The sequence below is a fragment of the Pseudomonas frederiksbergensis genome, assembly GCF_900105495.1.
Lineage (GTDB): Bacteria > Pseudomonadota > Gammaproteobacteria > Pseudomonadales > Pseudomonadaceae > Aquipseudomonas > Aquipseudomonas frederiksbergensis.
The window spans coordinates 5,399,212-5,420,098 of the sequence record NZ_FNTF01000002.1 but is presented as its reverse complement, the minus strand read 5'-3'; the positions used below and the strand labels follow the sequence as shown (position 1 = coordinate 5,420,098).

Genomic DNA, 20,887 nt, shown 5'->3' with positions numbered 1-20,887 from the left:
ATCAAGCAATTCGTGTGGGTGCTTGTGGAGTCAGACTGATAGTCAACAAGATTATCAGCATCACAAGTTACTCCGCGAGAAATCAAAGATGTAACCAACGATTGCTGAGCCAAGTTTAGGGTTTCTTAAAAACCCAAAGATGTTTGAACTGAAGAGTTTGATCATGGCTCAGATTGAACGCTGGCGGCAGGCCTAACACATGCAAGTCGAGCGGCAGCACGGGTACTTGTACCTGGTGGCGAGCGGCGGACGGGTGAGTAATGCCTAGGAATCTGCCTGGTAGTGGGGGATAACGCTCGGAAACGGACGCTAATACCGCATACGTCCTACGGGAGAAAGCAGGGGACCTTCGGGCCTTGCGCTATCAGATGAGCCTAGGTCGGATTAGCTAGTTGGTGAGGTAATGGCTCACCAAGGCGACGATCCGTAACTGGTCTGAGAGGATGATCAGTCACACTGGAACTGAGACACGGTCCAGACTCCTACGGGAGGCAGCAGTGGGGAATATTGGACAATGGGCGAAAGCCTGATCCAGCCATGCCGCGTGTGTGAAGAAGGTCTTCGGATTGTAAAGCACTTTAAGTTGGGAGGAAGGGCATTTACCTAATACGTAAGTGTTTTGACGTTACCGACAGAATAAGCACCGGCTAACTCTGTGCCAGCAGCCGCGGTAATACAGAGGGTGCAAGCGTTAATCGGAATTACTGGGCGTAAAGCGCGCGTAGGTGGTTCGTTAAGTTGGATGTGAAATCCCCGGGCTCAACCTGGGAACTGCATTCAAAACTGTCGAGCTAGAGTATGGTAGAGGGTGGTGGAATTTCCTGTGTAGCGGTGAAATGCGTAGATATAGGAAGGAACACCAGTGGCGAAGGCGACCACCTGGACTGATACTGACACTGAGGTGCGAAAGCGTGGGGAGCAAACAGGATTAGATACCCTGGTAGTCCACGCCGTAAACGATGTCAACTAGCCGTTGGGAGCCTTGAGCTCTTAGTGGCGCAGCTAACGCATTAAGTTGACCGCCTGGGGAGTACGGCCGCAAGGTTAAAACTCAAATGAATTGACGGGGGCCCGCACAAGCGGTGGAGCATGTGGTTTAATTCGAAGCAACGCGAAGAACCTTACCAGGCCTTGACATCCAATGAACTTTCCAGAGATGGATTGGTGCCTTCGGGAACATTGAGACAGGTGCTGCATGGCTGTCGTCAGCTCGTGTCGTGAGATGTTGGGTTAAGTCCCGTAACGAGCGCAACCCTTGTCCTTAGTTACCAGCACGTAATGGTGGGCACTCTAAGGAGACTGCCGGTGACAAACCGGAGGAAGGTGGGGATGACGTCAAGTCATCATGGCCCTTACGGCCTGGGCTACACACGTGCTACAATGGTCGGTACAGAGGGTTGCCAAGCCGCGAGGTGGAGCTAATCCCAGAAAACCGATCGTAGTCCGGATCGCAGTCTGCAACTCGACTGCGTGAAGTCGGAATCGCTAGTAATCGCGAATCAGAATGTCGCGGTGAATACGTTCCCGGGCCTTGTACACACCGCCCGTCACACCATGGGAGTGGGTTGCACCAGAAGTAGCTAGTCTAACCTTCGGGAGGACGGTTACCACGGTGTGATTCATGACTGGGGTGAAGTCGTAACAAGGTAGCCGTAGGGGAACCTGCGGCTGGATCACCTCCTTAATCGACGACATCAGCTGCTCCATAAGTTCCCACACGAATTGCTTGATTCATTGAAGAAGACGATAAGAAGCAGCCCGAAATTGGGTCTGTAGCTCAGTTGGTTAGAGCGCACCCCTGATAAGGGTGAGGTCGGCAGTTCGAATCTGCCCAGACCCACCAATTTTGTGTGGGAAACACCTGTAGAAATACGGGGCCATAGCTCAGCTGGGAGAGCGCCTGCCTTGCACGCAGGAGGTCAACGGTTCGATCCCGTTTGGCTCCACCACTACTGCTTCTGTTTGTTGAAAGCTTAGAAATGAGCATTCCACCAAGATGGTGATGAATGTTGATTTCTAGTCTTTGATTAGATCGTTCTTTAAAAATTTGGGTATGTGATAGAAAGATAGACTGGACGTTACTTTCACTGGTAACGGATCAGGCTAAGGTAAAATTTGTGAGTTGCTCTTTGGAGCAAGAATCGAATTTTCGGCGAATGTCGTCTTCACAGTATAACCAGATTGCTTGGGGTTATATGGTCAAGTGAAGAAGCGCATACGGTGGATGCCTTGGCAGTCAGAGGCGATGAAAGACGTGGTAGCCTGCGAAAAGCTTCGGGGAGTCGGCAAACAGACTTTGATCCGGAGATGTCTGAATGGGGGAACCCAGCCATCATAAGATGGTTATCTTAAGCTGAATACATAGGCTTAAGAGGCGAACCAGGGGAACTGAAACATCTAAGTACCCTGAGGAAAAGAAATCAACCGAGATTCCCTTAGTAGTGGCGAGCGAACGGGGACTAGCCCTTAAGTGGCTTTGAGATTAGCGGAACGCTCTGGAAAGTGCGGCCATAGTGGGTGATAGCCCTGTACGCGAAAATCTCTTAGTCATGAAATCGAGTAGGACGGAGCACGAGAAACTTTGTCTGAATATGGGGGGACCATCCTCCAAGGCTAAATACTACTGACTGACCGATAGTGAACTAGTACCGTGAGGGAAAGGCGAAAAGAACCCCGGAGAGGGGAGTGAAATAGATCCTGAAACCGTATGCGTACAAGCAGTGGGAGCCCACTTTGTTGGGTGACTGCGTACCTTTTGTATAATGGGTCAGCGACTTATTTTCAGTGGCGAGCTTAACCGAATAGGGGAGGCGTAGCGAAAGCGAGTCTTAATAGGGCGTCTAGTCGCTGGGAATAGACCCGAAACCGGGCGATCTATCCATGGGCAGGTTGAAGGTTGGGTAACACTAACTGGAGGACCGAACCGACTACCGTTGAAAAGTTAGCGGATGACCTGTGGATCGGAGTGAAAGGCTAATCAAGCTCGGAGATAGCTGGTTCTCCTCGAAAGCTATTTAGGTAGCGCCTCATGTATCACTGTAGGGGGTAGAGCACTGTTTCGGCTAGGGGGTCATCCCGACTTACCAAACCGATGCAAACTCCGAATACCTACAAGTGCCGAGCATGGGAGACACACGGCGGGTGCTAACGTCCGTCGTGAAAAGGGAAACAACCCAGACCGTCAGCTAAGGTCCCAAAGTTATGGTTAAGTGGGAAACGATGTGGGAAGGCTTAGACAGCTAGGAGGTTGGCTTAGAAGCAGCCACCCTTTAAAGAAAGCGTAATAGCTCACTAGTCGAGTCGGCCTGCGCGGAAGATGTAACGGGGCTCAAACCATACACCGAAGCTACGGGTATCACTTAGGTGATGCGGTAGAGGAGCGTTCTGTAAGCCTGTGAAGGTGAGTTGAGAAGCTTGCTGGAGGTATCAGAAGTGCGAATGCTGACATGAGTAACGACAATGGGTGTGAAAAACACCCACGCCGAAAGACCAAGGTTTCCTGCGCAACGTTAATCGACGCAGGGTTAGTCGGTCCCTAAGGCGAGGCTGAAAAGCGTAGTCGATGGAAAACAGGTTAATATTCCTGTACTTCTGGTTATTGCGATGGAGGGACGGAGAAGGCTAGGCCAGCTTGGCGTTGGTTGTCCAAGTTTAAGGTGGTAGGCTGGAATCTTAGGTAAATCCGGGATTCCAAGGCCGAGAGCTGATGACGAGTGTTCTTTTAGAACACGAAGTGGTTGATGCCATGCTTCCAAGAAAAGCTTCTAAGCTTCAGGTAACCAGGAACCGTACCCCAAACCGACACAGGTGGTTGGGTAGAGAATACCAAGGCGCTTGAGAGAACTCGGGTGAAGGAACTAGGCAAAATGGCACCGTAACTTCGGGAGAAGGTGCGCCGGTGAGGGTGAAGCATTTACTGCGTAAGCCCATGCCGGTCGAAGATACCAGGCCGCTGCGACTGTTTATTAAAAACACAGCACTCTGCAAACACGAAAGTGGACGTATAGGGTGTGACGCCTGCCCGGTGCCGGAAGGTTAATTGATGGGGTTAGCTAACGCGAAGCTCTTGATCGAAGCCCCGGTAAACGGCGGCCGTAACTATAACGGTCCTAAGGTAGCGAAATTCCTTGTCGGGTAAGTTCCGACCTGCACGAATGGCGTAACGATGGCGGCGCTGTCTCCACCCGAGACTCAGTGAAATTGAAATCGCTGTGAAGATGCAGTGTATCCGCGGCTAGACGGAAAGACCCCGTGAACCTTTACTATAGCTTTGCACTGGACTTTGAATTTGCTTGTGTAGGATAGGTGGGAGGCTTTGAAGCGTGGACGCCAGTTCGCGTGGAGCCAACCTTGAAATACCACCCTGGCAACTTTGAGGTTCTAACTCAGGTCCGTTATCCGGATCGAGGACAGTGTATGGTGGGTAGTTTGACTGGGGCGGTCTCCTCCTAAAGAGTAACGGAGGAGTACGAAGGTGCGCTCAGACCGGTCGGAAATCGGTCGTAGAGTATAAAGGCAAAAGCGCGCTTGACTGCGAGACAGACACGTCGAGCAGGTACGAAAGTAGGTCTTAGTGATCCGGTGGTTCTGTATGGAAGGGCCATCGCTCAACGGATAAAAGGTACTCCGGGGATAACAGGCTGATACCGCCCAAGAGTTCATATCGACGGCGGTGTTTGGCACCTCGATGTCGGCTCATCACATCCTGGGGCTGAAGCCGGTCCCAAGGGTATGGCTGTTCGCCATTTAAAGTGGTACGCGAGCTGGGTTTAGAACGTCGTGAGACAGTTCGGTCCCTATCTGCCGTGGACGTTTGAGATTTGAGAGGGGCTGCTCCTAGTACGAGAGGACCGGAGTGGACGAACCTCTGGTGTTCCGGTTGTCACGCCAGTGGCATTGCCGGGTAGCTATGTTCGGAATAGATAACCGCTGAAAGCATCTAAGCGGGAAACTAGCCTCAAGATGAGATCTCACTGGGACCTTGAGTCCCCTGAAGGGCCGTCGAAGACTACGACGTTGATAGGTTGGGTGTGTAAGCGCTGTGAGGCGTTGAGCTAACCAATACTAATTGCCCGTGAGGCTTGACCATATAACACCCAAGCAATTTGCATGCTTCGAGCTGAAAGGCAAAGGGCACCAGATTGCGGTGTGTGAAGACGAAACGAACCGAAAGTTCGAGATACTCACAAAACACCTGGCTATCACATACCCATTCGCTGGAGCGTGAACCTGCAAAGGCCCACGACCTGGCTACCGAATTTCTTGACGACCATAGAGCATTGGAACCACCTGATCCCATCCCGAACTCAGCAGTGAAACGATGCATCGCCGATGGTAGTGTGGGGTTTCCCCATGTGAGAGTAGGTCATCGTCAAGATCAAATTCCGAAACCCCTATCTGCGTATGCAGGTAGGGGTTTTGTTTTGTCCGCGGGAAAGTGCAGTAGCGAAAAAGGCGCACCCGTTAGAAGAAATCCCACTAAATTGACCGCCCGGTTTTTGGTATGGTGCAGCTCGTTTTTTTAACGGACTGATTTCAAGCATACGGATTGGCGCCCCCCTTTTTAGTCAAAGAGCTGCTGCAGAAATGCCCCAACCGATACCCATAAAGGACCACGAAAAAGAGACGCGTCTGGTCAACAAAAGACTGATGGCGTGCGCCCTGTTCGTTGTTGCCATTACCTGCGCGCTGGTCGTGCGCATGTATGTCCTGGAAGTGGTCGAGTTTGACTACCACTCGACAATCTCTGAAAACAATCGTGTCCACGTCCTGCCGATCACCCCCACACGCGGATTGATCTATGACCGCAATGGCGTGGTTCTGGCGGACAACCGCCCCAGCTTCAACCTGACCATCACCCGCGAACGCGCCTCCGATGTTAAAGAGGAGCTGGATGAAGTCGTCAGCCTCCTGCACTTGCCGACAGAAGATCGAGTACTGTTCGACAAGGCAATGAAGCAGACCCGGCATCCTTTCGTGCCGGTCACTTTGTTCTACGAGCTCAGCGAAGAACAGATCGCCGTGTTGGCGGTCAACGAATTCCGTCTGCCGGGGATCGACGTAGAGCCACAATTTGTTCGCCACTACCCGATGGGCGCGCACTTTGCGCATTCGATCGGCTACGTCGGCCGCATCAACGAGAAAGAGTCCAAAGCCCTGGACACGGTGGAATACCGTGGCACTCAATCAATCGGCAAGACCGGCATCGAAAAATTCTACGAGTCGCAGTTGCACGGCCAAGTGGGTTACGAAGAGGTCGAGACCAACGCTCAAGGCCGGGTCCTGCGAGTGCTCAAGCACACCGATCCGATCCCAGGCAAAAACATCGTACTGAGCCTCGACGTCAAACTTCAGGAAGCCGCCGAGGAAGCCTTGGGTGATCGTCGCGGTTCGGTGGTCGCTCTCGACCCGTCGACCGGCGAAGTACTCGCGATGGTCAGCAAGCCGAGTTTCGACCCGAACCTGTTCGTCACCGGAATCAGCTTCAAGGAATACGCAGCGCTGCACGATTCCATTGACCGGCCGCTGTTCAACCGCGTGCTGCGCGGCCTCTACGCACCGGGCTCGACCATCAAGCCGGAAGTGGCCATTGCCGGCCTCGACGCCGGCGTCGTTACCCCGCAGACCCGCGTCTTCGACCCTGGTTACTACCAACTCCCGGACTTCGATCACAAATACCGCAACTGGAACCACAGCGGCGATGGCTGGGTGGACATGGACGCGGCGATCATGCGCTCCAACGACACTTACTTCTACGACCTGGCCCACAAGCTGGGCATCGACCGACTGCATGACTACATGGCCATGTTCGGCCTCGGCGAGAAAGTATCGCTGGACATGTTCGAAGAGTCTGCCGGCCTGATGCCATCGCAAGCCTGGAAGCGTGCCACGCGCCGTCAGGCGTGGTTCCCGGGTGAGACTGTGATCCTTGGCATCGGCCAGGGTTACATGCAGGTCACCCCATTGCAGCTCGCCCAGGCCACGGCACTGATCGCCAACAAAGGTGTCTGGAATCGCCCGCACCTGGCCAAAACCGTGGACGGTGTTGCGCCAGTGGATGACCATCCAATGCCAAACATCCTGTTGAAAGACCCGCGTGACTGGGAGCAGGTTAACCACGGCATGCAAATGGTGATGCACGACGCTCGCGGGATTGCGCGCGCGGCAGCGCAGGGCGCTCAGTACCGCATCGCCGGCAAGAGTGGTACCGCGCAAGTGGTGGCGATCAAGCAAGGCGAGCGCTACAACCGTGCGAAAACCCTGGAGCGTAACCGCGACAACGCTTTGTTCGTCGGTTTTGCCCCGGCTGAACATCCGAAGATCGTCATCTCGGTGATGATCGAAAACGGCGAGGCCGGCGGCCGCGTCGCAGGTCCCGTGGTACGGCAGATCATGGATGCCTGGCTACTCGATCAGGACGGCCACCTGAAGCCGCAATACGCCACACCGAGCAAAGCACCGGGCGCCCCTCACGTGTAAGCGCTCGCTATTTATTCCGTGTGTCGGCGGCTTGAGCCATAACGAAGCCGAGGACGTGCTGCCCACACTTGACTGAGTTGAACCGCAGATTTCTGGACGACGCTGAACTCGTGGGAGCGAGCCTGCTCGCGATGAACGATGACGCGGTGCCACGGATGAAACGCAAGCGCCATAAGGCACTTGCCATTGCCCTGACGTTAACGTAAAGATTGCGCCAGGGCGCTGATCTTAAAAAAGCGCAGGGCGGACCGATCCGGAGCGCTTGATGACGCTAATAAAAACAACTCATCCCACGTTGCACCATGAAGCTCGGCTGGCCCGGGAAAAACTCCATCTCGAGGGCGAAGTCCCGGATGGCGTGTTACGGGCGGAAATCGATGCGTCGTGGCGGCGTAGCCTCAGCCATGGCGTGCATTTCAATGCCAAGCACGAACTGGCGCTGGAATCGAGCGCGAGCCTCGACGTGCTGTTGGCGAGCAATCGGCTGCTGATCGATGCAGCATTGCCGGCCATCGATTACCTGGCCGAACGTCAGGGCAAGGAAGGGCTGGTCATCCTCGCCAATTCCGACGCCACCATTCTAGCTGTCGAAGGCCGCGCCGATCGCCTCAAGGGCAGCGGCCTGCAAGACATCACCCTAGGTGCCTGCTGGAGCGAAGCCGCTCGCGGCACCAACGCGCTGGGCACCGCACTGGTGGAGGCCCGGCCAACGATGATCGATTGCGGCGAACATTACCTCGATCGCCTGACCGATTTCTCCTGCACCTCGGTGCCGATCCATTGTCCGCAGGGCGACATCCTCGGCGTACTCGATCTGACCCGCGAAGGTCCGCTCGGCCGCGTTCACGACAGCACTGCGTTGCTGGCCATGGCCGTCAGCCAGATCGAAAGCCGGGTGTTCAACGCCAGTTATCCGGACGAGATCGTCCTGGCTTTCCACAGCCGTCGGCAGTACCTCGAATCCCCTTGGCAGGGCTTGTTGGCCGTGAGCCTTGGCGGGCAGATTCTCGCGGTCAGCGCCCAGGCCTGTCAGTTGCTCCACGCCGAGCGCTCGGCGCTGGTCGGTCGCCGCTGTGAAGAGTTTCTGGGCGTCGATGGCCTGCAACTTTTGTCGCGTCTGCATCAGGGCGGTGTCGGCAGTCTGCAAACCGCCAAAGGCGAGTTCTTCTACAAAACCCTGCGCGCGCCGCAGCGTACGATCAACGTCAGCACGCCGCCGCGCAGCCCGGCGAAAACCGCCAAAGCACAACCGGATCTCGAATTCCTGGCCGGCAGCAATGTCCGTTATGCCCGAGCCTTGCGCATGGCCCGTCAAGGCCTGGCCAATGAGCTGCCGGTGTTGCTGCTGGGCGAAACCGGCACCGGCAAGGAAGTCATCGCCCGCGCCCTGCACATGGCCGGCACCCGCTGCGACAAACCCTTTGTCGCGGTGAACTGCGCGGCGATCCCCGAAGGCCTGATCGAGTCGGAACTGTTCGGCTACCGCGAAGGCGCGTTCACCGGCTCCCGTCGCGGGGGGATGATCGGTCGGCTGCAACAGGCCCACGGCGGCACCTTGTTTCTCGATGAAATCGGGGACATGCCGCTGGCCTTGCAGGCCCGTCTGTTGCGGGTGTTGCAGGACCGCAAAGTGGCACCGCTGGGTGCCGGTGAAGAGCAAGACATCGACATTGCACTGATCTGCGCCACCCACCGCGACCTCAAGCGACTGGTCGAGGAAAAACACTTTCGTGAAGACCTGTTTTATCGAGTCAACGGCATTAGCGTGATGCTCCCGGCCTTGCGCGAACGTGAGGATTTCAGCGCTCTGGTCACGCGCCTGCTGGCCAGACTGGGTGCGCCGACGATGGTTCTGCATGACGATTTGAACCGCTTGCTCGGCGGCTATCACTGGCCGGGCAACATCCGCCAACTGGAAATGGTCTTGCGCACCGCGCTGGCCATGCGCGAGCCGGGGGACACCGCACTTACTCTCGACCACTTGCCCGACAGCATGCTCGACGAGTTGAGCGCCAGCGAACGTCCTCAGGCCGGCAGCATTCGCGAAAATGAACTGGAGCTGATTCGTCAGTCCCTGGATACTCACCAGGGCAACGTCTCGGCCGCCGCCGACGCCTTGGGCATCAGCCGCGCGACCTTGTATCGCAAGCTCAAACAGTTGCGCTCGTGATGCAGCGCTTGATCGTTCGGCTGATCGACAGCCAGGACCCTGAAGCCCTGCAAGCGGCGTTGCGCTGGCTGTACAGCTTCGTACGGCCCCATCGTCTGGCGATTGCCGGGCTGCTCGGGCTGTCGGTCTGCGCCTCGTTACTGGTGCTGGTCCAGCCTTGGCTGACCAAACTGCTGATCGACGATGGTTTGCTCGCACGCAACTTCCCGATGCTGGTGCTGATCGCCGGGCTGATGATCGTGGCCGGGCTGCTGGGAACGCTGCTGTCGGGGATCAACCGTTACCTGCACACGCGGCTGTCCGGGCGGATTCTGTTTGCCCTGCGCGATGACCTCTATCGACATCTGCAAACCCTCTCGCCGAGTTTCTACGGACAGCGCCGAATCGGTGACCTGATGTCGCGCCTCGATGGCGATGTTGCGGAGATCCAGCGCTTTGCCGTGGACTCGCTGTTCTCGGCAGTGTCGAGCGTGATCGGCCTGGTCTGCGCCGTGGCGATGCTGCTGACCCTGTCGTGGAAACTCTCGTTGCTGGCACTGGTGCTGATTCCCCTCGACGTACTCTGGTTGCGCTGGATGCGGCGCAAGGTCGAGCGCGATGTGCGGCAATTGCGCGAGCGTTCGGCGGACATGTCTTCGTTCATGGTCGAGACATTGCCGGTGATGAAATTCATCCAGTCCGCCGGCCAGCAACAGCGTGAATCGCGGCGCCTGGAAACCCTGGGCCAAGGCTACATGAGCCAGTTGCTGCGCCTGCAAGTCACCGAGTTTTTCACCCAGGCGGTGCCCGGCACGCTGACGTCCCTGTCCCGTGCCTGCGCGTTCCTGATCGGCGGGTATTGGGTGGTGCAGGGGACTTGGCAACTGGGCGCGTTGATCGCGTTTTCCACCTATCTGGGCATGGCGGTCGGACCGGTGCAGAGTTTGCTGGGGCTCTATGTCGCGGTCCAGCGAATGACCGTCAGCCTCGGGCGCGTGATGGAGTTGCGCGGTGAAGAACCCACCGTACTCACCCCGGTCACGCCGCAGCCGATGCCGACTTCCGGCGAGCTGCGTTTCGACAACGTGCACTTCAGCCATTCCGGTCGCCCGACGACCCTGCGCGGCATCGAAGCACGAATTCCCTACGGTTTGAAAGTCGCCCTGAGCGGCGGCTCCGGGGTCGGCAAATCGACCCTGATCGACCTGCTGCAACGGCACCACGATCCGCAGTCCGGCCGGGTGTTGCTGGGAGAAGTCGATCTGCGCGAACTTGACCTGTTCCAGTTGCGTCGGCGGATTGCCGTGGTCAGTCAGGACATCGTGCTGTTTCGCGGCAGCCTCGCCGACAACCTCGCCTACGCGGTGCCGGACGCCAACCGTGAAGCGATTGCCGAAGTGGCGCGGCTGGCGCAACTCGACAGCCTGATCGAGTCTTTGCCCGAAGGCCTCGACAGTCCGTTGGGCGAACGCGGTCAGCAGTTGTCGGGTGGGCAGAAACAGCGCATCGCCATCGCCCGGGCGCTGTTGCAGGACCCATTGATTCTGGTGCTGGACGAAGCGACCTCGGCGGTGGATGAAGCCACCGAGCGCGAAGTCATCGAAGCCATCGACCGACTGTTTGCCGGGCGCACGCGGATCCTCATCAGCCATCGTCCTTCAACCTTGGCCGATGCCGATTTGCGCTTTGAATTGCTCGACGGCGTACTCACTTCAAAAACGGTGCTGCATGAAACCTGAGCTGCGGATTGGTGTGGTGGATAGCGGGCACTCGGCGGCGCAGCGGGTGCAAGTGGTCGCCGGGCGGCGCTTTTCGTTGCTGGCCGATGGAATGGCCGAAAGCGATTTGCGCGACGATCCGCTGGGCCACGGCAGCGCGGTGATCGAGGCCATCGGTCGACGGGCGCCTGCGGCGGTATTTTGTGTGGCTCAGGTGTTCGACCAGCGCGGGGTCACCAGCGCGTTGCAGATTGCCACGGCGATTGACTGGCTGGTGGCGCAGGACGTTCGGCTGATCAATTTGAGCCTCGGTCTGCGGCAGGATCGCAGCCTGTTGCGTGAAGCCTGCGCGGCAGCGGTGGTGCGGGGCATCCTGCTGTGTGCGTCCAGCCCGGCGCAGGGCGAAGGAGTATTTCCGGCGAATTATCCACAGGTGCTGCGGGTGACCGGCGATGCCCGTTGCGCCGAACAGGAATGGTCGTGGCTCAACAGCGCTCAAGCGGATTTTGCCGCGTGTGTGCATGGCACCTATCCGGGGCAGTCCGGCGCCAGCCTCGGCTGCGCGGCGTTGAGCGGGCACATTGCGGGTTTCCTGGTTGAACATCCCGAGGCGAGCAACGAACAGGTCATTGAGTGGCTGCGAGAAAACGCCCGTTATCGCGGCCCTGAACGGCGCTTCGGCGCATGATTCTGATCCTTGGCGCAGGGCCCGCGGGAGCGGCGGTTGCCTTGGGTTTGCGTCGGCTCGGTTATCCCGTGACGCTGGTCAGCGAATGGCGGCGATTTGCGGCGCTGGAAGGCATTTCCCTTCGGGTGCTGGAAGCCTTGCGTGGCGCGGGGCTTCATCAAGCTTTGGCGGATGCGGCGCTGCCGTCTCAGCGGCAGGTGTCATGGAACGGTCAGCAGCATGCGCAAAACATCGAATTTTTACTGGATCGCCCGAGCTTTGATCGAGGCTTGCGCGAGGATCTGCGCCTGGCGGGCGTTGAGCTGATCGAAGGCCGAGTGCTGACGGTGCAGTCATCGGCTTCGGGGCATCGGGTCGAGGTCGAAGGGCGCGAGGCGCTGCTGGCGGATTTTCTGGTCGAGGCGCGCGGGCGTCAGGCTCCTGCGCTCGGCAAAGGCCTGCGCGGGCCGGAGACGGTCAGCCTGCTCAATCGCTGGCAAGGTGCGCCGGGCAGCACCGCCAGCGCGGTGGAAAGCCTTGAGGACGGCTGGGCCTGGATGGCCCGGCGAGCCGACGGTGAGTGTTACTGGCAATGGACGGTGGACGTGGCCAGTGCTGAGTTGCCGGGCAAAGCGCAATTGCTCGACTACTGTCGTCAACGGCGCCAAGGTTCGGCGTTGGCGCGGGCGTTTTTTGGTGTCGAGCCTGAACACGATCTACAGCTGCATGCCCGCAGCAGCACCGCGATTCTGTGCCCGCAGGTGTGTGGCGAGCACTGGATTCGGGTAGGGGATGCGGCGATGGCGGTGGATCCGCTGTCAGGCAACGGGATTTTTCAGTCCTTGTCCTCGGCGTTACAGGCGCCAACGGTGATCAACACGTTGTTGCGCAAACCCGAGCGAGCGGCGCTGGCCCAGCGCTTTCATCGGCAGCGGGTGGAGCAGCTGTTTTTGCGTTTTGCGCGGATCGGGCGGGATTTTTATGCCGATGAGCAGCGGTGGCTGGATCAGCCGTTCTGGCAGGCGCGGCGGCAGTGGCCGGATGCTGAGGTGGCGCATGCCGAGGCGGATTTTTCCTCGTTGAGAATCGAGCGTGCACCGGTGCTGCGCGATGGATATGTGGATGAGGCCGAGGTGGTGATCACGGCGGATCAGCCGCTGGGGATCTGGCATGTGCAAGGGGTTGAATTGGCGCCGTTGGTGCGGCGGTTGGGCACTGAATCTGCTGATCAGGTATTGGCGGGGTTGACGGTGGAGCAGGGAAGGGTGGTCCGCAGTTGGTTACTGTCGCAAGGCTTCAAACCCTGACACAGACTGATCGTTCCCACGCTCTGCGTGGGAATGCATCGAGTGACGCTCTGCGTCACATCCCAAAGCGGAACGCGGAGCGTCCCTGGCGGCATTCCCACGCAGAGCGTGGGAACGATCAACGTGTCACAACTTGATCAACACCGACTTCAACTCGGTGTAATGCTCAATCGCCGCGTACCCCATCTCGCGCCCAACCCCGGACATCTTGTAACCACCAAACGGCAGCGCCGGGTCCAATGCGCTGTGGCAGTTGACCCACACCGAACCGGACTTGATCCGCGGAATCATCCGGTGCACCGCCGCCAGATCGTTCGACCAGATACTCGCCCCAAGCCCATAAGGGCTGTCATTGGCCATGCGCAATGCATCGGCCTCGTCATCGAATGGAATCGCCACCAGCACCGGCCCGAAGATTTCCTCCTGCACCAGCGAGTGTTTCTGATCAACATCCACAATCACCGTCGGTTTGACGAAAAAGCCTGGCCCGAACTGTTCGCCACCACAGGCGATCGTCGCGCCGCTTTCCCGGCCTTTTTCGATGTAACCGTAAACCCGCTCCTGCTGACGCGCCGAGATCAGCGGTCCCATTTCCACGGTTGGGTCCAGGCCATTGCCGAGTTTCATGGCGTTGGCGATGTCGGCGATGTCTGCCACCACATTGTCAAAATGCTTGCGCTGCACATACAACCTGGAGCCGGCGCAGCACACCTGGCCCTGATTGAAGAAAATCGCGCTGGCGGCACCGGCTGCGGCGGACTTCAGGTCGGCGTCGGCCATGACGATGGTTGGCGATTTACCGCCCAGTTCGAGAGTCACCCGGGTCATGGACTCCATGGCGATCTTGCCGATCTGCTTGCCCACGGCGGTGGAGCCGGTGAAGGTCAGTTTGTCCACCAGCGGGTTATGGGTCAGGGCGGAACCCGCCGTGATGCCGGTGCCGGTGACCACGTTGAACACGCCTTCGGGGTAACCGGCTTCCAGCACCAGTTCGGCAAGTTTCAGTGCAGTCAGCGGGGTTTCGTCGGCGGGTTTGAGCACCACGGTGCAACCGGTGGCCAGGGCCGGGCCGAGTTTCCAGCAGGCCAGCAGCAGCGGGAAGTTCCAGGCAACGATGGCGCCGACCACGCCCACCGCTTCGCGGCGAATGAAACTGTGGAATTGATCGTTGGGCATCAACGGCAACGATACTTCAACGCTGGAGCCTTCGATCTTGGTCGCCCAACCGGCCATGTAGCGCAGGAAGTCGATGGACAGTTGTACGTCCATCACCTGGGCCACCGCCGCACTTTTGCCGTTGTTCAGGCATTCCAGTTGCGCCAGCAGTTCGGCGTCGCGCTCCATCAGGTCGGCGAGTTTCCACAGCAGGTTCTGCCGCTCCCGAGGTCGGGTGCGGGTCCAGGCCGAATCATCGAAGGCCTGACGGGCGGCGAGCACGGCGCGGTCGACATCTTCGGGCGTGGCCCGCGGCACGACGCACAGCACTTCACCGGTGGCCGGGTTGTGCAGGGGCATGGTCTGGCCATCGGCGGCCTCGACCCAGTCGCCGCCGATAAGCATGCGCGGTGCACGCTGGATGAACGCCGAAGTAGCGGGAAGCAGATAAGGGAGTGACATGGCGAGGCCTCTTGTTGTTCGTGAGAACAGGGCTTTCGCAATGGCTGTGCCAAGTGCCCGCAAAGGCAGGACTGCCCTTGGTTGACGGGGTTTGGGGGCTCAAAGGATATCGTGGGCGCTGTGAGGTTGTTGCAAATTGCGACAGCTATGAGACGACGAGCAACCGGGTGGCGACCTTGAGGTGTCGATTATTGAGGATTAAGATTTTCTGGATCGGTGGGTGAAGTGACGGACCGTTCATCCGGCAATACATCTGGCGTGAGGGAGGTATCGATGTTCCTTTCAACACTGGAAATTCAAAACATCATTGAACACAGTTTTCTGCCGTCCGTTTGTACTTGCCACATGGAGGCAGACCAGTCCCTGACGATTCGGGTCTGTGATTGCATGACCGGCAAAGTGGACCTGGTGGCCACCCATGTTCCGCTGTGGACGCTGGACAGTCCTCATGCAATCGCGTCGCTGGTAGCAGACATGCGGCACGAGATCGACGTGCACAAAGGCATTCACCCCACCTTTAATACTTGAACCGGCGTCACGCCGCACCGTTGTAAGACGGTGCGGCCCGCGCCGATTGATCAAGCTGCAAACTTACGGGAAATTTCTTCGAACGTGTCGCCATCCACGGCAGCCAGTAGTTTTCTGCCGTCCTTGAGTGTCGCCAGAAAGGTCACCTCGGTTTCCTTGCCGGCCAGCATGAACCCGGCAATTGCGCCGATGGGCCCCAACAGCATGGCCCCGGCCACGCCAAAGCCGATGGCATCCTTGATGTTGTTGATCGAATCCTCATTGGCCACTTCCACTCGCTTGAACGATGAGAGCGGGAGGGTAATGCCCGGCCATGGATGAAGCGACGTTCTGAGGGTGAAAACGCCGTCTCTGTACTCTCCATCACCTTGCAGAAAGTCCCCCGCCAGGACAGTGATGCTTGCCATTTTCTTATCCCCTGGTGGCAATCGGTGAACGACCATTTCGCGCTTGCAGGGGAGCAACGTCAATCGTCGACCGATGAGCTGTTCCGATCGGGCCATCTATGCTTGTCTCAGACTGCAACACGTGTCGCGATATTAGACGCAGGTAGTCACGTCCAGCGTTGTCGCAATGTCGTTGTTTTATCGTAACTAGTTGATTTAAAAGCTAATCATCAAGCTGGCACGCTCCGTGTATTGCTCATTGCAGACGTTTCTCTTGCCTCCGTCAGCGGTGCGCCGCCGACGGCAGAAACCATAAAAACGATAAGCCACAACAATAAGAAAGCACCGTGCGAGGTTCGACGTTGATGAAGAGAAAACTCCGATCAGGCCTGAGTGCCAGTCTGCTGGCCGTGGCCGCCTGTGCGGCGCTGCATTCGCCTTATAGCCTGGCAGCCCGCGACGCCCAGACCATCCTCAAGGAAACCTGTCAGGGCTGTCATACCCCCGAAGCCGATAACGCCCTGAGCCGAATCAGTCACCAGCGCAAAACCCCGGAAGGCTGGCTGATGAGCATCGCCCGGATGCAGATCATGCACGGTTTGCAGATCAGCGATGACGACCGCCGCACCCTGGTCAAATACCTGGCCGACACCCAGGGCCTGGCCCCAAGCGAAACCGATGGCGTGCGTTATGCGCTGGAACGTCGACTCAATACCGTCGAGAAATTCGACGACCAGACCAGCCAGATGTGCGGCCGCTGCCACTCCGGTGCGCGGGTTGCCCTGCAACGGCGTCCGGCTCAGGAATGGGAGCGTCTGGTGAACTTCCACCTCGGCCAATGGCCGTCCCTGGAATACCAGGCACTGTCTCGCGACCGCGACTGGTTCGACCTGGCTCGCAAAGACATGGTGCCGCTGCTGGCCAAGCGGTATCCGCTGGACAATCCAGCCTGGAAAAAGTGGCAGAGCAGCGCGCCGAAAGCCGAGGCGCTGGTGGGCGACTGGAGCTTCAGCGGCCACTTGCCGGGCAAGGGTGAACTGGCCGGCGTGATGAGCGTCACGGCCGATGGCAGCGACACATTCAAAGTCAGCGTCAAAGGCCAATACGCCGATGGCAGTCCGTTCAACGGCGATGGCAGCGCGATTCTCTACACCGGCTACGAATGGCGCGGCAATGTGACCATCGACGGCGTGACCATGCGCCAGGTGTTCGCCGCCCAGGGCAACGCGATGCAGGGCCGGATGTTCGAGGCCGAGCACGATGAGCGTGGCCTGGACTTCGTCGCCGCCAAGCAGGGCAGCAGCCGTTTGCTGGCGGTGCAGCCGGGTTACCTGAAGGCTGGCGCTGAAACTGAAGTCACTCTGATCGGCAGCGGTCTTTCCGGCAAACCGGACTTCGGCAAAGGCGTGGAAGTGGTCGAAGTACTGGAGCAAAGTCCAGAGCGCCTGCGCGTCAAGCTCAAGGCTGCGGCCAATGCTCAACCGGGTCTGCGCAACGTCACCGTCGGCACGCTGAAAGGTCCGACCCTGTCGGTCTACAGCAAGATCGCCGAAGTCAAAGTCGTGCCCGAATTCTCGGTGGCGCGGATCGGCGACGGCGGCGGTTCGACGCCGAAAGTCCAGGGCCGTTTCGATGCCGAAGCCTGGGGTAAGGGCGCCGACGGCAAGCCGTATCGCATCGGCGTGTTCCCGGCGCAGTGGTCGGTCGAAGCGTTCGACGACCGCGCCAAGGAAGACGAGGACGTCAAGTTCGCCGGCACCATGCAGGCTGACAGCGGTGTGTTCACACCGGGCGATGCAGGGCCAAACCCGCAGCGCAAAATGTCCACCAACAATGCCGGCAATCTCAAGGTGATCGCCGCCGTCGACGATGCAGGGAAATCCCTGACCGGCGAAGGCCACATGATCGTCACCGTGCAACGCTGGAACAATCCACCCATTCCATGAGTTGGCTGATTTGCAGGGTTTCAGACACTTTTTTGGAATGACCGCGAGCCCCGTAGAACGGGGTTTGCACAGGAGGTTGCAATGGGCGCTATTTTGAATCTGGTCGAGCGGAATCTGCACGAAGTGCACGTCGATGCCGACCGCATGCTGTTTCACATTCCCAGCAGTTCGCTGTTCGCCAGCGATGAGCTGACCGGCACCATCATCGATACCTTACGCGGTCCCGGCTGTTCGTCGGACGAGCTGATCCAGCGCCTGGCCGCGCGCTTCAACGGCGAGGAAATCACCGAGACCCTGCGCGAGCTGATGGCCCTGGAACTGGTTAGCGACGGCTCGCCGCTGACCCCGGACATTGGCACCAAACGGGTCGAGCGCACGGCGATCAATACCGTGGTGCTCAACGTCAATACCGGCTGCAACCTGAGCTGCACCTACTGCTACAAGGAAGACCTGGACAAGCCGTCGGCCGGCAAGAAAATGGACGTCGAAACCGCGGTCGCCTCGGTGGAAATGCTGTTGCGTGAATCGCCGGACGAAGAGCGTTTCACTGTGGTGTTTTTCGGCGGGGAGCCGCTGAGCAATCGCAAGCTGATCGAGTACATGGTCGACTATTGCGAGAAGCGTTTCCGCGAGGCCGGCAAGTTCGTCGAGTTCGTCATGACCACCAACGCGACGCTGCTCACGGAAGAGACCGTCGACTACCTCAACGCCCACCGTTTCGGCCTGTCAGTCAGTATCGACGGACCGAAAACCGTGCACGACCGCAACCGCATCACGGTGGGCGGGCAGGGCACGTACGACGTGGTGCGGCGCAAGGCTGAAATGCTGCTGTCGCGCTACAACAGTCGTCCGGTCGGTGCTCGAGTAACGCTCACCACTGGCGTCACCGACGTTGAAACCATCTGGGATCACCTGTTCAACGAACTGGGTTTTGCCGAAGTCGGCTTTGCCCCGGTGACTTCCGGTGACATCAGCACTTTCAACCTGTCCAGCGACGAACTGATCGAAGTCTTCGCCAACATGAAGAAGCTCGGCCGGCGTTATCTGGAAGCGGCGCTGGAGCATCGCAATATCGGTTTCTCCAACCTGCACCAGTTGATCACCGACATCCACGAAGGCCACAAAAAAGCCCTGCCGTGCGGCGCGGGCCTGAAGATGCTGGCGGTGGATCACAAAGGTGAATTGAACCTGTGCCACCGCTTTACCGGCTCTTCCTTGCCTACTTTTGGCAATGTCCATAGCGGGGTGAAACAGGTGGAATTGAACGACTTCCTGTCCCAGCGCCTGGACCGCACCAACACCGGTTGCGAGGACTGCCAGATCCGCAACCTCTGCTCCGGCGGCTGCTACCACGAGAGCTACGCACGTTACGGCGACCCGACCCACCCGACCTATCACTACTGCGAACTGATGCGTGACTGGGTCGACTTCGGCATCGAGGTCTACACCCGGATCATGGCCCACAACCCTGCGTTTATCAGCAGCTACATCACTCCGCGCAAGGCTCACTGATATGAAACATCTCAAGGCAATCAATAACAAAGCGCTGAAACTGGATGAGGCCGCGGCCGAGAACCGTATCGAAGAAGTGGTGGCGATGAGTTCCGTCGCCGGCTGCGCCTCGACCACCGACCCGGGTTGGGAAATCGACGCCTTTGGCGGTGTGTCGTCGCTGTGCCAGCCGATGGAAGCCGACCTCTATGGCTGCTCCGACCCTTGCTGGTGGCCGGCCCAGGTGCCCGACATGATGAGCACCTACCCGGACTGGAACAAGGATGCCCAGGCGTCCAATGAGAACTGGCGCAACCTCGGGACTGTCTTTCCCAAAGACAAATAATCGGACAGAAGAAGGATTCCAGCATGCTTCGCACTAAAGCCTGCGGCCTGGCCGCTTTCGCCGTCCTGAGCGCCTGTTCGCTCAACGTTCTGGCCGATGAAAACACCGCCCTGCAAAGCGGTCACGAATACATGGTGACCACCAATTACCCGAACAATCTGCACATCATTGATCTGGCTACCGACAGTCTGTTCAAGACCTGCAAAATGCCGGACGCTTTCGGTCCTGGCACCGTGCAGCTGTCGCCGGATCGCAAGACCGCCTACGTGTTGAACAATCACTACGCGGATGTCTACGGCGTTGAACTCGACAGTTGCAAGCAGGTGTTCCACGCCAGCATCACCCAGCAGCCGGGGGAGAAAGCCAGGTCGATGTTCGCCTTCACCGTCAGTCATGACGGCAAGGAACTGTTCACCATCGCCAACCCGACGTTGATGCTCAATGATCGCTACGAAGTGCAGCAACCGCGGCTCGATGTGTACGCCACTGACGCCGGCATGGATGCCAAACCCGTGCGCAGTTTCCCGGCGCCACGGCAGTTGACCATCATGCAGAGTGGGGACGACGGCACGCTGTACGTGGCCGGGGCGGATGTCTACAAGGTCGATGTGAAGACCGGCAAGTTCGACGTGCTGATCCCCAGTCGCCACTGGAAACGCCCGAACTACAGCGCGCCGGACGTGCTCTACGTGTGGAACCAGCAGACTTATCGCCATGACTTCTCGCTGCTCTACACCGCGGCGAAATTCAAGGACAAGAAGCAGGACCCCGCGACCGCCGAGTACCTCTACGGGCTGTTCAGCATCGACCTGAAAACCGGCAAGACCGAAACCACCGACTTCGGCCCGTTGACGGAAATCTACTTCAGCGGCATGCGCTCGCCGAAGGATCCGAACCTGATGTTCGGCGTGCTCAACCGTTTGGCGAAGTACGACATCAAGGAGAAGAAAATGCTTCAGGCGGCGACGCTGGATCATTCCTACTACTGCATTTCGTTCAACAAGGACGGCAGCAAGATTTATCTGTCGGGGACGTTTAACGATGTGGCGATCTTTGATGCCGATAGCCTGAAGCAGATCGGCAATATCAAGTTGCCGGGAGGGGATATGGCGATCACCACCGCGCAGGTATTTGTCCGGTAATTGCTTCGCTTGTGAGGACGCTTTCGCGAGCAAGCCCGCTCCCACATTCAACTGTTTTCTTTCTGAAAGAACTCGGTCGAATGTGGGAGCGGGCTTGCTCGCGAAGAGGCC

Annotated in this window: 12 protein-coding genes, 2 tRNA genes and 3 rRNA genes; 15 read left to right on the top strand and 2 right to left on the bottom strand. The window is 58.4% G+C overall.

All coding sequences use genetic code 11. The features are described from left to right. The first annotated feature begins 145 nt into the window (after positions 1-145). From BLW70_RS25420 to qhpG, 10 genes are all read left to right on the top strand, one after another. Positions 146-1,684, top strand: a 16S ribosomal RNA gene (locus BLW70_RS25420). An 82-nt stretch (positions 1,685-1,766) separates the two neighbouring features. Continuing rightward, a tRNA-Ile gene (locus tag BLW70_RS25415) sits at positions 1,767-1,843 on the top strand. A gap of 30 nt (positions 1,844-1,873) precedes the next feature. Next, positions 1,874-1,949, top strand: a tRNA-Ala gene (locus BLW70_RS25410). Positions 1,950-2,197: 248 nt separating this feature from the next. After that, a 23S ribosomal RNA gene (locus BLW70_RS25405) occupies positions 2,198-5,089 on the top strand. A 172-nt stretch (positions 5,090-5,261) separates the two neighbouring features. Next, a 5S ribosomal RNA gene (gene rrf, locus BLW70_RS25400) occupies positions 5,262-5,377 on the top strand. The 16S, 23S and 5S rRNA genes sit together here with 2 tRNA genes alongside, the layout of an rRNA operon. 209 nt (positions 5,378-5,586) lie before the next feature. Beyond that, positions 5,587-7,479 (top strand): penicillin-binding protein 2, encoded by a 1,893-nt coding sequence (gene mrdA / locus BLW70_RS25395; protein WP_074878683.1) that lies wholly within the window; start codon positions 5,587-5,589, stop codon positions 7,477-7,479. A 265-nt stretch (positions 7,480-7,744) separates the two neighbouring features. Beyond that, positions 7,745-9,649 carry a sigma-54-dependent Fis family transcriptional regulator gene (locus BLW70_RS25390; protein WP_074878680.1) on the top strand — a complete coding sequence of 635 codons (1,905 nt, stop codon included), beginning with the start codon at positions 7,745-7,747 and terminating at the stop codon, positions 9,647-9,649. Beyond that, entirely contained in the window at positions 9,649-11,367 is a 1,719-nt protein-coding gene (locus tag BLW70_RS25385; RefSeq protein ID WP_074878678.1) for an ABC transporter ATP-binding protein, read from the top strand. Before BLW70_RS25390 ends, BLW70_RS25385 begins: the two co-directional genes overlap by 1 nt. Continuing rightward, on the top strand, positions 11,357-12,034 hold the full coding sequence (gene qhpE / locus BLW70_RS25380) for a subtilisin-like serine protease QhpE (protein WP_074878676.1): 678 nt from the start codon (positions 11,357-11,359) through the stop codon (positions 12,032-12,034). The genes BLW70_RS25385 and qhpE overlap by 11 nt, the downstream gene beginning before the upstream one ends. Continuing rightward, positions 12,031-13,320: a flavin-dependent monooxygenase QhpG gene (gene qhpG, locus BLW70_RS25375; RefSeq protein ID WP_074878674.1), complete on the top strand. Its 1,290-nt coding sequence runs from the start codon at positions 12,031-12,033 to the stop codon at positions 13,318-13,320. Before qhpE ends, qhpG begins: the two co-directional genes overlap by 4 nt. A 126-nt stretch (positions 13,321-13,446) precedes the next feature. On the opposite strand, the gene BLW70_RS25370 is transcribed toward qhpG, so the two are convergent. Then, positions 13,447-14,937: an aldehyde dehydrogenase family protein gene (locus BLW70_RS25370; protein WP_074878672.1), complete on the bottom strand. Its 1,491-nt coding sequence runs from the start codon at positions 14,935-14,937 to the stop codon at positions 13,447-13,449. A 273-nt stretch (positions 14,938-15,210) separates the two neighbouring features. On the opposite strand from BLW70_RS25370, the gene BLW70_RS25365 reads away from it, so the two are divergent. Next, positions 15,211-15,465, top strand: a complete 255-nt coding sequence (locus BLW70_RS25365; RefSeq protein WP_074878670.1) for a DUF1652 domain-containing protein — start codon at positions 15,211-15,213, stop codon at positions 15,463-15,465. A 50-nt stretch (positions 15,466-15,515) separates the two neighbouring features. Here the strand turns inward: BLW70_RS25365 and BLW70_RS25360 are convergent, their stop codons facing one another. Next, positions 15,516-15,872 (bottom strand): hypothetical protein, encoded by a 357-nt coding sequence (locus tag BLW70_RS25360; RefSeq protein WP_074878668.1) that lies wholly within the window; start codon positions 15,870-15,872, stop codon positions 15,516-15,518. A 344-nt stretch (positions 15,873-16,216) separates the two neighbouring features. Between BLW70_RS25360 and peaA the strand changes: the two genes are divergently transcribed. The 4 genes from peaA to peaD all read left to right on the top strand — a co-directional run bounded on the left by peaA (position 16,217) and on the right by peaD (position 20,776). Further along, positions 16,217-17,797: a quinohemoprotein amine dehydrogenase subunit alpha gene (gene peaA, locus BLW70_RS25355; RefSeq protein WP_074878666.1), complete on the top strand. Its 1,581-nt coding sequence runs from the start codon at positions 16,217-16,219 to the stop codon at positions 17,795-17,797. 81 nt (positions 17,798-17,878) lie between these two features. Further along, on the top strand, positions 17,879-19,309 hold the full coding sequence (peaB, locus tag BLW70_RS25350) for a quinohemoprotein amine dehydrogenase maturation protein (RefSeq protein WP_074878664.1): 1,431 nt from the start codon (positions 17,879-17,881) through the stop codon (positions 19,307-19,309). 1 nt (position 19,310) lies between these two features. Next, positions 19,311-19,634, top strand: coding sequence for a quinohemoprotein amine dehydrogenase subunit gamma (qhpC, locus tag BLW70_RS25345; RefSeq protein WP_008145336.1), 324 nt, complete (start codon positions 19,311-19,313; stop codon positions 19,632-19,634). A 23-nt stretch (positions 19,635-19,657) separates the two neighbouring features. Then, complete coding sequence (peaD, locus tag BLW70_RS25340; protein ID WP_074878663.1) at positions 19,658-20,776, top strand: quinohemoprotein amine dehydrogenase subunit beta; 1,119 nt, start codon at positions 19,658-19,660, stop codon at positions 20,774-20,776. Positions 20,777-20,887 lie beyond the last annotated feature (111 nt).

What these genes read in the sequence shown, in the direction of transcription:
- mrdA (WP_074878683.1), top strand. Translation starts at nt 5,587, where the DNA reads ATGCCCCAACCGATACCCATAAAGGACCACGAAAAAGAGACGCGTCTG.
- BLW70_RS25390 (WP_074878680.1), top strand. Translation starts at nt 7,745, where the DNA reads ATGACGCTAATAAAAACAACTCATCCCACGTTGCACCATGAAGCTCGG.
- BLW70_RS25385 (WP_074878678.1), top strand. Translation starts at nt 9,649, where the DNA reads ATGCAGCGCTTGATCGTTCGGCTGATCGACAGCCAGGACCCTGAAGCC.
- qhpE (WP_074878676.1), top strand. Translation starts at nt 11,357, where the DNA reads ATGAAACCTGAGCTGCGGATTGGTGTGGTGGATAGCGGGCACTCGGCG.
- qhpG (WP_074878674.1), top strand. Translation starts at nt 12,031, where the DNA reads ATGATTCTGATCCTTGGCGCAGGGCCCGCGGGAGCGGCGGTTGCCTTG.
- BLW70_RS25370 (WP_074878672.1), bottom strand. Translation starts at nt 14,937, where the DNA reads ATGTCACTCCCTTATCTGCTTCCCGCTACTTCGGCGTTCATCCAGCGT.
- BLW70_RS25365 (WP_074878670.1), top strand. Translation starts at nt 15,211, where the DNA reads ATGTTCCTTTCAACACTGGAAATTCAAAACATCATTGAACACAGTTTT.
- BLW70_RS25360 (WP_074878668.1), bottom strand. Translation starts at nt 15,872, where the DNA reads ATGGCAAGCATCACTGTCCTGGCGGGGGACTTTCTGCAAGGTGATGGA.
- peaA (WP_074878666.1), top strand. Translation starts at nt 16,217, where the DNA reads ATGAAGAGAAAACTCCGATCAGGCCTGAGTGCCAGTCTGCTGGCCGTG.
- peaB (WP_074878664.1), top strand. Translation starts at nt 17,879, where the DNA reads ATGGGCGCTATTTTGAATCTGGTCGAGCGGAATCTGCACGAAGTGCAC.
- qhpC (WP_008145336.1), top strand. Translation starts at nt 19,311, where the DNA reads ATGAAACATCTCAAGGCAATCAATAACAAAGCGCTGAAACTGGATGAG.
- peaD (WP_074878663.1), top strand. Translation starts at nt 19,658, where the DNA reads ATGCTTCGCACTAAAGCCTGCGGCCTGGCCGCTTTCGCCGTCCTGAGC.